A 12,139-nucleotide genomic window follows, 5' to 3' on the forward strand; every position below is an offset into this window, starting at 1 on the left:
GCCCATGGCGATGCCGTCATCGACGGCGATGGTGTTGAACTCCTTGGCGACACCCCCCGCCCGTTCGATCTCCCGCGCGACGAGCTGCCCGAGGTCCTTCAAATGCACATGGCCGGGAACGAACTGGGTGAAGCTGTTGACGACAGCGATGATCGGCTTGCCGAAATCCTCGTCCTTCATGCCGGTCGCGCGCCACAGGCCGCGCGCACCCGCCATGTTGCGGCCGTGGGTCGTGGTCCTGGAGCGATATGGGGGCATCGGATCAGGCCGCGCGCCGGGCGCCGGCGGCGAGGAAGGCGTCGACCGCCGCCGCGCAATCGCGTCCTTCGCGGATCGCCCAGACGACCAGCGACTGGCCACGCCGCATGTCGCCACAGGCGAAGATGCGAGGGACGCTCGTCTGATAACTCCCCATCTCCGCCTCGACCGCGCCGCGCGGCGTGAGCGCCACTCCGGCTTCGGCAACGACGCCGTCCGCCCGCGGCCCCAGAAAGCCCATCGCGAGCAACACCAGATCGGCCTCCAGCTCGAACGGCCGGCCGTCCCGCTCGCAACGAAGCGCCCTCACCCGGCCATTTTCCCCTTTGAACCCGGTGGTAATCACGGCGAATTCGCGCTCCGCCCCTTCCTCCTGGGAGGAGGAGGTGCGCAGCTTCATCGGCCAGTGCGGCCAGGTAAGCGCCTTATCCTCCTGCACCGGCGGCCGTGGCATGATCTCGAGCTGGGTGACCGAAAGCGCTCCCTGGCGATGCGAGGTCCCGATGCAATCGGACCCCGTATCGCCGCCGCCGATGACGACGACATGCTTGCCCATCGCCGAAATGGCGCCGCCAGGGGCCGCCTTCGTCTCGTCATCGCCGGCGTTGCGGCGGTTCTGCTGGGCGAGGAAATCCATGGCGAAATGGACTCCCTCCAGCTCCCTCCCGGGAACCTCCAGTTCGCGCGGCCGCTCGGCGCCACCGGCGAGGACCAGAACGTCATAATCGTCCATCAGCCGCTCGACCGTCACGTCGACTCCGACATGCAGGCCGGGCCGGAAAATCACGCCTTCTATCTCCATCTGCTGGACGCGGCGGTCGATCAGCGACTTGGCCAGCTTGAAATCCGGGATTCCGTAGCGAAGCAGGCCGCCGATCCGGTCGTTTTTCTCGAACACGGTCGGCGCGTGGCCGGCGCGGGCGAGCTGCTGGGCGCAGGCGAGGCCGGCCGGGCCGGAGCCGACGATGGCGATCCGCCGCCCGGTGCCCCGCGGCGCACATTGCGGCTTGATCCAGCCCTCTCGCCAACCGCGATCGACGATCTCGCATTCGATCGACTTGATGGTCACCGGCTGGTCGGCAATATTCAAGGTGCAGGCCGCCTCGCAAGGCGCCGGGCAGATACGGCCGGTGAATTCCGGAAAGTTGTTGGTGAGGTGCAGCCTTTCGAGCGCGCGCCGCCAATCGGCCCGATAGACGAGGTCGTTCCAGTCCGGGATCAGATTGTTCACGGGACAGCCCGTGTGACAGAAGGGAATACCGCAATCCATGCAGCGGGAGGCCTGGCGGCTCACCTCCTGGTGCGGCGGGGCCTCCGCGAACTCCGACCAGTGGCGCACCCGCTCATGCACCGGCGCGCTGCCCCGATCGCGGCGCTCGAACTCCAGGAATCCAGTCGTCTTGCCCATGCTTGCTTACTCCGCCGCGACGGTGAGAGAGAAGGATGAATCGGCCTGAAGCTCGCCCAAGGCACGCCGATATTCGATCGGCATGACCTTCACGAACTGCCCGAGCGCCGCGTGCCAATCGTCGAGCAAGGCCTTCGCCCGGGCGCTGCCGGTGGCGGCGGCATGCCGATCGACAAGATGTCGGAGCCGCTCCGCGTCGAAGCGGAGCAGGTCGTCCAGGTTGGCGTCGGGATCGGCGCCGGGCTCGATCAACTCCAGCTCGACGCTGGCCGTGTTGCAATGGGCGCCAAGCCGCCCCTCCGGATCGTAGACATAGGCGATGCCGCCCGACATCCCGGCCGCGAAGTTGCGCCCGATCTCGCCCAGGATCGCGACGACGCCGCCGGTCATATATTCGCAGGCGTGGTCGCCCGCGCCTTCGACTACCGCCACCGCGCCCGAATTTCGGACCGCGAAACGCTCGCCGGCGACGCCATTGAAGAAAGCCTCGCCCTCGATCGCACCGTAAAGGACGGTGTTGCCGACGATGATGTTGGTAGCCGCCTCACGCTTCGCCTCGTCCGGCTGGCGCACGATGACACGGCCGCCCGAAAGGCCCTTGCCGACATAATCATTCGCATCGCCGGTCAGCTCCAGCGTCACCCCGCGCGCGAGGAAAGCGCCGAAGCTCTGCCCTGCCGTGCCTCGGAGCCGAACGAGCACCGTGTCGTCGGCGAGGCCTGCGTGGCCGTGGCGACGGGCGACCTCTCCAGACAGCCCTGCACCGATGCTGCGATGGACGTTGCGGACCTCACGCTCGATCCGGACCGGTTCGCCCCTTTCCAGGGCAGGTGCGGCGGCCGCGATCAGCCCGTGATCCAGGATGTCGCCGACGTCCTGACGTTGCCAGTCCCGGTTGCGCCGCGCAACCGACGGCGCGGCCGTGGGCACGTGCAGCAGCCGGCCGAGATCGACGCCTTTCGCCTTCCAATGCTCGATGGCCGGACGAACGTCGAGCAGCTCGGCCCGTCCGATCATCTCGTCCAGCGTCCGAATGCCGAGCGAGGCCATGATCGCCCTGAGCTCCTCGGCGACGAAGAAGAAATAGTTGATCACATGCTCCGGCTCGCCGGTGAAGCGGGCGCGAAGCACCGGGTCCTGCGTCGCGATGCCGACCGGGCAGGTGTTGAGGTGGCATTTGCGCATCATGATGCAGCCCGACGCGATCAGCGGCGCCGTCGCGAAGCCGAACTCGTCCGCGCCGAGAAGCGCGGCGATCGCCACGTCCCGACCGGTGCGAAGACCCCCGTCGGCCTGCACCGAGATGCGCCCGCGCAGGTCGTTGAGCACCAGAGTCTGCTGAGTCTCCGCCAACCCGATCTCCCACGGCAGGCCCGCATGGGTCAGCGAGGTAAGCGGTGAGGCTCCCGTTCCGCCCTCGAAGCCCGAGATGGTAACATGGTCGGCCCGTGCCTTGGCGACACCGGCGGCCACCGTGCCGACACCGACTTCCGACACCAGCTTCACGGAGATGCGCGCGGCCGGATTGACGTTGCGCAGGTCGTAGATGAGCTGCGCCAAGTCCTCGATCGAATAGATGTCGTGGTGCGGCGGCGGGGAGATGAGGCCGACGCCCGGCGTCGAATGACGGACCGCGGCGATATGCCCGTCCACCTTGTGGCCGGGCAGCTGGCCGCCCTCACCCGGCTTGGCGCCCTGCGCGATCTTGATCTGGAGATCATCGGCATTGACCAGATATTCGGTGGTGACGCCGAAGCGGCCCGAAGCGACCTGCTTGATCGCCGAGCGCATCGAATCGCCATTCTCCAACGGGCGGAAGCGATCCGCCTCCTCGCCGCCCTCACCGGTGTTGGAGCGGCCGCCGATGCGGTTCATCGCCAAAGCGAGCGTCGTGTGCGCCTCCCGGCTGATCGAACCGAAGCTCATCGCACCGGTCGAGAAGCGCTTCACGATCTCGCTGGCGGGCTCCACTTCGTCGATCGGCACGGACGTGCCGGCCGGCTTCAGCTCCATCAGGCCCCGAATTGTCAGCAGACGGCGGCTTTGCTCGTTGATGCTGGCGGCGAAGCTTCGATATTTGTCGGGCAGCTCGCCGCGCACGGCGTGCTGCAGGTCGGCGACGCTGTCGGGCGTCCAGCCATGCTGCTCGCCATGAACCCGCCAGGCATAGGCTCCGCCCTGATCCAGCTCGGTGTCGGACGACTTTCCATAGGCCGCCCGATGCCGGCGCGCGGCTTCCTCGGCGATCTCCTCCAGCCCCACGCCCTCGATCATGGTCGCGGTGCCGGTGAAATATTTGTCGACGAAGCAGGTCGATAGACCCACGGCGTCAAAGACTTGGGCGCCGCAATAGGATTGGTAGGTGGAGATGCCCATCTTGGACATCACCTTCAGCATGCCCTTGCCGGCGGCCTTCACATAGTTCGCGGCGCCGGCCCCGCTCGCGCCCAGCGCCTCCAGCGTCTCGAAGGCGAGATAGGGGTTCACCGCCTCCGCGCCATAGCCGGCGAGGACGCAGAAATGATGGACCTCGCGCGCCTCTCCCGTCTCAACGACTAGCCCGGTCTGCATCCTGAGACCCTGGCGGATGAGGTGGTGGTGCACCGCGCCCGTTGCGAGCGCCGCCGGGATCGGCACCCGGTCCGGCCCCACCGCCCGATCCGACAGGATGAGGACATTGATGTCCGCCAGCACCGCCTCGGTCGCTTCCCAGCACAGCCGCTGAAGCGCCGCCTCCAGCGCCTTGCCCGTGCCCCCGGCGGGCCAGGTCGCGTCGAGCGTCGCAGTTCGGAAGGCACCGTCGACCGCCTCATGGATCGCGCGGACCTTCTCCAGATCCTCATTGGAGAGGATCGGCTGCGATACTTCCAGCCGCTTGAACGCGCCGGCATGGTGGCCGAGCAGGTTCGGACGTGGGCCGATCATCGATACGAGCGACATCACCATCGCTTCGCGGATCGGATCGATCGGCGGGTTGGTGACCTGCGCGAAGTTCTGCTTGAAATAATCGTAGAGCAGCTTGGCGCGCTCGGAGAGGACCGCGATCGGTATATCGTTGCCCATCGATCCGATGGGATCATCGCCATTCGCCGCCATAGGCGAGAGGAACAGCTTCAAATCCTCGTCGGTAAAGCCGAAGGCCTGCTGCGCCTTGCGAAGCTCGGCGGGATCTTCGGACCGCTTGGCCGGCGCATCGGCGGCCGGCAGCTCCTCCAGCTTGTACTGGGTGTCACGCAGCCACTCGCCATAGGGCGCCGCCCCCGCGAGGTCGGCCTTGATCTCCTCATCCTCGACGATGCGGCCCTGCTCCAGATCGATGAGCAGCATTTTGCCCGGCTGGAGCCGCCATTTGCGGACGATCCTCTCCTCCGGGATCGACAGCACGCCGCTCTCGGATGCCATGATGATCCGGTCGTCGTCGGTGACGGTGAAGCGGGCGGGCCTCAGGCCATTGCGGTCCAGGGTCGCGCCGATCTGCCGCCCGTCTGTGAAGGCGATGGCGGCCGGGCCGTCCCACGGCTCCATCAAAGCCGCATGATATTCGTAGAAGGCGCGCCGGCCGGCATCCATCCGCTCGTTGCCTGCCCAGGCCTCCGGGATCAGCATCATCATCGCGTGCGGCAGCGAATATCCGCCGGCGACCAGCAGCTCGAGCGCGTTGTCGAGGCTCGCCGTATCCGACTGGCCGTGCGGGATGAGCGGCCACATCTTGTTGAGGTCCGCCCCCAGCAGCGATGATTCCATCGTGCGCCGCCGCGCGTTCATCCAGTTCACATTGCCGCGCACCGTGTTGATCTCGCCATTGTGCGAGATGAAGCGGAACGGGTGCGCCAGCTTCCAGGACGGGAAGGTGTTGGTCGAGAAGCGCTGGTGCACCATGGCGATGGCCGAGCGGGTCAGCGGGTTCAGGAGATCCTTGTAGAAGGTGCCGACCTGCGTCGCGAGCAGCAGCCCCTTGTAGACGATCGTGCGGCTCGAAAAGCTCGGGATGTAGAATTCGGCGAGGCCCGGCAAATCCTTCTTCTCGGCGAGATCGGCAAGCGGGTTCTGGGTCTGCTTGCGGATGGCGAGCAGCTTGCGCTCGAAGGCGTCCTGGTCCTTGGCGCGGGGGCCGCGGGCGACAATCGCCTGGCGGATGACCGGCATGTCGGCGACGATGGTCGGGCTCATGCCCGCCGTGTCGATCGGCACGTCGCGCCAGCCGAGCATGATCTGGCCTTCTATCTCCACGAAGCGCTCGAGCTGGCCGATCGCCGCCTCGCGGGCGCGGGCGTCCTGCGGCAGGAAGCACATCGCTACCGCATAATCGCCCGGCGGCGGCAGGGTGAGCGCGTTGCCGTCGGCCCAATGGCGAAGCAGCGCGTCCGGTATCTGGATGAGGCAGCCGGCGCCGTCGCCGATCAGCGGGTCCGCCCCCACCGCGCCGCGATGATCGAGATTGGCGAGCATCTGCAGGCCGTCGCGAATGATCGCGTTCGACTTCTCGCCCTTGATATTCGCGATGAAGCCGACGCCGCAGGCGTCCTTCTCGTTGCGGGGGTCGTAAAGTCCCTGCTTTACCGGCGCTCGCATATCAGACTCCTGTTCTCATCTCATAGGCTCGGATCGCCGCTTCGCTCGAAAGCGTCAGGGCGATCTCGTCCAGGCCCTCCATCAGGCACTGGCGCCTGAACGGGTCCATTTCGAAGGTGAAGCGGTCCCGGAGGGGCGACGTCACCGTCATCGTTTCAAGGTCGACCGCGATGGCATGGGCGCGCGCGACCTGGAGCAGCCGATCCACCGCCCCCGGCTCCAGCTTGGCCGCGACGATGCCGTTCTTGAAAGCGTTGCCGGAGAAAATGTCCGAGAAGCTCGGCGCGATCACCGCCTCGACACCCATGTCGGCCAGCGCCCAGGCCGCATGTTCGCGGCTCGACCCGCAGCCGAAATTGTCGCCCGCGATCAGGATAGGGGAGCCCACATAAGCGGGATCGTCGAGCACATTGCCCGGCTCCTGTCGGATCGTCTCGAACGCGTGAACGCCGAGCCCCTCGCGCCGGATCGTCTTGAGGTGCCGCGCGGCGATGATGACGTCGGTGTCGATATTGTTGCGGCCGAGCGGATAAGCGCGCCCCTCGACCCTCCTTACCGCCCTCATGCCACCAGCTCCCTGACATCCGCGAGCCGACCGGTCACCGCCGCCGCCGCCGCCATGGCGGGCGAGACGAGATGGGTGCGTGCGCCCGGACCCTGGCGGCCGACGAAATTGCGGTTGGAGGTGGAGGCGCAGCGCTCGCCCGCCGGCACCTTGTCGGGGTTCATGGCAAGGCACATGGAGCAACCGGGCTCGCGCCATTCAAAGCCCGCCTCGGTGAAGATGCGGTCCAGCCCCTCCGCCTCGGCCTGGCGCTTGACGAGGCCGGAGCCCGGCACGACCAGCGCCTGCCTGATGCCATCCGCCACCCGGCGGCCGCGCACCACCTCGGCCGCCGCGCGCAAATCCTCGATGCGGCTGTTGGTACAGCTGCCGATGAAGATATGCTGCACGGGAACGTCCCGCAGCGCCGTGCCGGCGGCGAGGCCCATATAGTCGAGCGACTGCCGCGCGGCCGCCTGCCTCGCCGGATCGGCGAAGCTCTCCGGATCGGGTATGGTGGCGGTGATCGGGGCGACGTCTTCCGGGCTCGTGCCCCAGGTGACATTGGGCGCGATCTGCGCCGCGTCCAGACGAACGGTCCTGTCGAAGCGGGCGCCCCTGTCCGTGGGTAGCGTCCGCCACCAGGCGAGCTTCCTCTCCCAATCCTCGCCCGCCGGCGCCATCGGCCGACCCTTCAGATAGGCGTAGGTCGTCTCGTCCGGCGCGAAGAGGCCTGAGCGCGCGCCCGCCTCGATCGACATGTTGGCGACGGTCAGCCGCCCCTCGAGGCTCATCGCCTCAAACGTGTCGCCGCGATATTCGATGACATGGCCGGTCCCGCCGGCCGCGCCGATCCGACCGACGATCGCCAGCACCACATCTTTGGGCGATACGCCGAAGCCGAGGCGGCCCTCGACCCGCACTTCCATGGTCCTCGAGGGCGTCAGCAGCAGCGTCTGCGTCGCCAGCACATGCTCGACCTCGCTGGTGCCGATGCCGAAGGCGAGCGCGCCGAGCGCGCCGTGCGCGGCGGTATGGCTGTCGCCGCAGACCAGGGTGGTGCCCGGAAGGGTAAAGCCCTGCTCGGGTCCGACGACATGGACGATGCCCTGTGCCTCGGCGGTGGCCTCTATATAGGGAACACCGAACTGCGCCACATTGGCTTCCAGCGCGGCAAGCTGCTCAGCGCTGCCGGGATCGGCGATCGGCAGCCGCGCGCCCCTGGCGTCGACCCGCGGCGTCGTCGGCAGATTATGGTCGGCCACCGCCAAGGTCAGGTCCGGTCGGCGGACCGTCCGGCCCGCCCGCCTCAGCCCTTCGAACGCTTGCGGCGACGTCACCTCATGGACGAGATGCCGGTCGACATAGACAAGGCAGGTGCCGTCCGCGCGCCGCTCGACGACATGCGCATCCCAGATCTTCTCATAGAGCGTCCGCGGCTGTGCGCTCATGCGCAGCAGCCCCGGTTCATCGTCACCAGCTCCAGATGGACGTCATAGTGGACGAGGCGCCGCCGCAGATATTCGCGCACGGTCTCGCCGAATTCCGAGCAGCGTGCGCTGCCGCCGAGATCGGCCGTCCGGCATCCCGCGAGGAGGGTTTTGCGCAACGCTTCGCCGAGAATGTGGCCCATGTCGGCCAGGCCGAGGTGCTCCAGCATCATGGCCGCGCTGGCAATGGCGCCGGACGGATTGGCAATGTCGAGCCCGGCGATATCGATTGCCGAGCCATGGATCGGCTCGAAAAGGCCGGGTCCCGTCTCGCCAACGCTCGCCGAGCCCAGCAACCCGATCGAGCCGCCGATCACCGAGAGCTCGTCCGACAATATGTCGCCGAACATATTCTCGGTGAGGATCACGTCGAACCGGCGGGGATTGGTGACCAGCGCCATGGCCGCCGCATCGACATACATATGGTCGAGCGCCACCCCGGGATATTGCTCCGCCACCTCCACCACCGTGCGGCGCCACAGCTTCGACGTCGCCATCACATTGGCCTTGTCGACCGACGTCACCTTGCGCCCGCGCCGACGGGCGGCCTGGAAGGCGACATGGGCGATGCGCTCGATCTCCGCGCGCGAATAGACGCACAGGTCGGACGCCGCCTCCTCGCTAAAGGTGCGCTCGCCGAAATAGACGCCGCCGGTCAGCTCGCGCACCACGAGCACGTCGGCACCCTCGGCGACATCCGCGCGAAGCGGCGACAGCGCCTCCAGGCCTGGGATGACCCGCGCCGGGCGCAGATTGGCGAAGAGGCCAAGCGCGCGCCGGAGCTTCAGCAGGCCAGCCTCCGGCATTTCGGGCCGCCCGTCCCAGCGGGGTCCGCCAACCGCGCCCATCAGCACCGCGTCCGCGCCCTTGCAGGCCGCAAGGGTGCTGTCCGGCAGGGGCGAACCCGCCGTATCGATGGCGGCACCGCCGAAGTCCAGGGTTTCGAACCGGAGGTCGAGGCCGCAATGGTCCGACAGCAGCTCCAGGCATTTGACCGCTTCGGCCGACACTTCCGGCCCGGCGCCGTCACCGGGCAGCACCACGATATTCATGTCTCTATCCTTGTTCATGCGGCTTCAGCCCGCTTGGGGGGAGTGTCGCGCAGGCGCCGGACCGCCTCCGCATTGGCGGCAGCGTCGATGTAGGCGGCAAGGCAGCAGGGAAGGATGTCGCGCGCCCGGGCGCGCCCTGAGAAGAGCTCCCCCTCCACCTCCAGGACGATCTCGATAAGGACGTTGGCGCCCTGCCCGTCCGAAGCGCGCTCGCCGGCATCGGCGGCGATATATTGGAGCTCCAGCTTGTCGACGCGGGCGGGCACACCCATGATCTGGCTCACCGCCGCGAAGGCCGCGTCGAGCGCGCCGGGCGCCGAGGCAAGGTCCGTCACCCGCCCCCGCTCGCCATGCTCGAGCTCCACCCTCGCCACCGGCCAGGCCTTGGCCGAGACGGGCGAACGTATGTCGATCTTCCTGAGGCTCCAGAAAGACTGACGGCCCTCCCGGCCGCTGCCGGCGAGGATCGCCATCAGCCGCGCCGTATCGACAATGCCGACCTCGTCCGCCACCTCCTTGAAGGTGGCGAAGGCCCGATCCAGCGTCTCGCCCTCCAGCGCGAAGCCCAGGCCCTTTGCCCGCGCCACGAGCGCGTGTCGGCCCGAATGCTTGCCGAGCACGATGCCGTCGGTCGCGAGCCCGATATCCTCGGGCTTCATGATCTCGTAGGTCTCGCGGTTCTTGAGGATGCCGTGCTGGTGAATGCCCGATTCATGGGCGAAGGCATTGGCGCCGACGATCGACTTGTTGCGCGGCGGCGGACTGTTGGTGACCTGCGCCAGGGTGCGACTTGCGGCCAGTATCTTGGTGGTGTCGATGCCGGTCGACACGCCGAACAGGTCGGCACGGGTCCTGAGCGCCATCACCACATCTTCCAGCGCGCAATTGCCGGCGCGCTCGCCAATGCCGTTGACGGCGCACTCCACCTGCCGCGCGCCGCCCCGCACCGCCGCCAGCGAATTGGCGACCGCCATGCCGAGATCGTCATGGCAATGAGCGGAGAAGACGACTTCCCGCGGCCGATCGACATGGACTGAGAGATGCCGGAACAGCTCGTAAATCTCGTCCGGCGTCGTGTATCCCACCGTGTCCGGCACGTTGAGCGTCGTCGCCCCGCTCGCCGCGGCCACCGAAAGCGCTTCGACCAGGAAGTCGCGCTCGGTGCGGATCGCATCCTCGGCCGAAAATTCGACATCATCCGCATGCTCGCGCGCGAGGGCGACGGAGGCGCGGATCTTCTCCAGCACCTGGGCTCGCGTGAGCTCCAGCTTCGCCTCCCGATGGATCGGGCTGGTACCGAGGAAGACATGGATACGCTTGCGCCGCGCGTTGGCCAGCGCCGCGCCCGCGGCGCGAATATCCCCGTCGGTCGCCCGCGCGAGCGAGCAGATGACAGGCCCCTCGACCTCCTCGGCGATCCTGACGATCGAGCGCGCGTCGCCGGGCGAGGCGGCGGCGAAGCCGGCCTCGATCACATCGACCTTCAGCGCGGCGAGCGCCCGTGCCACGCGCAGCTTGGCGTCCTCGCTCATCGAGAAGCCGGGCGCCTGCTCGCCGTCGCGCAAGCTGGTGTCGAAGATGCGAACCTGTTCCATCATGCCGCGCTCGCAATTCGAACGGGAAAGCGGGCGACGGCGCGAATGCCGACCAGGCGACGGATCTGCCGGTCGAGCACGTCCAGCTCGCGCCCGGCGTCGCGCGCCGCAATCTCCAGCTCCATAGAAGCCGTCTCGCCATCCTCATGCTCGGTCATGCCGATGGCGCACAGGCGATAGCCACGCCGCTCGATGAGGCCGAGCACACGAAGAACGGCGCCTTCCGCCATCGCAAAATCGATCCGGATCCTATCGCTCATCGTCTCTTCTCCATCATCTGGACGTTGGAATGATTGGGGGGCACGAGCGGCCAGACATTCTCGCGCGGGTCGATCCGGACGTGGCAAAGGATCGGCCCCGCCGTCTCCAGAAGCCGCCGGATCGCGTCCGAAACTTCATGGCGGTGATCGACAGTGAAGGCCTCGATGCCGAAGGCCCGCGCCACCTCCGCGAAGTCGGGATTGTCGGTGAGGTCGATCTCCGAGAAATTCTCCTCGTAGAACAACTCCTGCCACTGGCGGACCATGCCGAGCTGCGCATTGTCGATCAGCACGATCTTGAGCGGCAGACGGTAGCGCCTCAGCGTCGCCAGCTCGTGGATGTTCATCATGATCGAGCCGTCGCCTGACACGGTGATCACGCTTGCTTCCGGATCGGCGAGCAGCGCGCCGATCCCCGCCGGAAGACCATAGCCCATGGTGCCGAGCCCAGCGCTGGTGAGATGCGCCTGCGGCCGCGTGAAGCGGCAGTGTTGCGCCACCCACATCTGGTGCTGGCCGACATCGCAGGTGAAGATCGCCCTGTCCCCGGCCGCCTCGGAGAGCTCTTTCAGCAGGGCGGGCACATAAACGCCGTTTCCGGGCGCGTCATAGGCCATGGCCCACATCCGCTTCTGCTCGGCGCATTGCTTCCGCCAGGCCTGGGCGTCCTCCGGCACGGCGGTCAGACGGTCCAGTATCTCGCCGATATCACCGGCGATGCCGACCTCCGGCCGCCTCAGCTTACCGATCTCGGCAGGGTCGCCGTCAATGTGGATCACCCTGGCGCGCTGGGCGAAGGTATCGAGCTTGCCGGTCGCGCGATCGTCGAAGCGCGCGCCGACGCAGACGAGGAGGTCGCAATTGTCGATCGCGACATTGGCCGCCCGCGTGCCGTGCATGCCCAGCATGCCGAGAAAAGCCGGATCGTCGGTCGGGACGCCCCCCAGCCCCTTCAGGGTC

At 67.5% G+C, this 12,139-nt stretch carries 9 protein-coding genes; all 9 read right to left on the bottom strand.

What is annotated here, in order from left to right; translation table 11 throughout:
• Positions 1-258, bottom strand: a 258-nt coding sequence (locus tag VIR62_RS15540; RefSeq protein ID WP_431872761.1) for a dihydroxy-acid dehydratase, incomplete at its 3' end; no start/stop codon positions are given.
• A gap of 4 nt (positions 259-262) precedes the next feature.
• The gene (locus tag VIR62_RS15545) at positions 263-1,666 is read right to left on the bottom strand and encodes a glutamate synthase subunit beta (RefSeq protein ID WP_431872762.1); all 1,404 of its coding nucleotides are present in this window, start codon (positions 1,664-1,666) and stop codon (positions 263-265) included.
• A gap of 6 nt (positions 1,667-1,672) precedes the next feature.
• Complete coding sequence (gene gltB, locus VIR62_RS15550; RefSeq protein WP_431872764.1) at positions 1,673-6,238, bottom strand: glutamate synthase large subunit; 4,566 nt, start codon at positions 6,236-6,238, stop codon at positions 1,673-1,675.
• A 1-nt stretch (position 6,239) separates the two neighbouring features.
• Positions 6,240-6,803, bottom strand: a complete 564-nt coding sequence (gene leuD / locus VIR62_RS15555) for a 3-isopropylmalate dehydratase small subunit (protein ID WP_431872766.1) — start codon at positions 6,801-6,803, stop codon at positions 6,240-6,242.
• A complete protein-coding gene (gene leuC, locus VIR62_RS15560; protein WP_431872768.1) occupies positions 6,800-8,233 on the bottom strand; it encodes a 3-isopropylmalate dehydratase large subunit in 1,434 nt (477 codons plus the stop codon). The genes leuD and leuC overlap by 4 nt, the downstream gene beginning before the upstream one ends.
• On the bottom strand, positions 8,230-9,342 hold the full coding sequence (leuB, locus tag VIR62_RS15565) for a 3-isopropylmalate dehydrogenase (RefSeq protein WP_431872770.1): 1,113 nt from the start codon (positions 9,340-9,342) through the stop codon (positions 8,230-8,232). The genes leuC and leuB overlap by 4 nt, the downstream gene beginning before the upstream one ends.
• On the bottom strand, positions 9,339-10,922 hold the full coding sequence (locus tag VIR62_RS15570) for a 2-isopropylmalate synthase (RefSeq protein ID WP_431872772.1): 1,584 nt from the start codon (positions 10,920-10,922) through the stop codon (positions 9,339-9,341). Before VIR62_RS15570 ends, leuB begins: the two co-directional genes overlap by 4 nt.
• Positions 10,919-11,179, bottom strand: coding sequence for an ACT domain-containing protein (locus VIR62_RS15575; RefSeq protein ID WP_431872773.1), 261 nt, complete (start codon positions 11,177-11,179; stop codon positions 10,919-10,921). The genes VIR62_RS15570 and VIR62_RS15575 overlap by 4 nt, the downstream gene beginning before the upstream one ends.
• On the bottom strand, positions 11,176-12,139 hold a 964-nt coding region (locus VIR62_RS15580), incomplete at its 5' end, for a thiamine pyrophosphate-dependent enzyme (protein ID WP_431872775.1). The genes VIR62_RS15580 and VIR62_RS15575, both read right to left, overlap by 4 nt.

Origin of the sequence: Allosphingosinicella sp. (assembly GCF_036570505.1) — a bacterium.
GTDB lineage: Bacteria > Pseudomonadota > Alphaproteobacteria > Sphingomonadales > Sphingomonadaceae > Allosphingosinicella.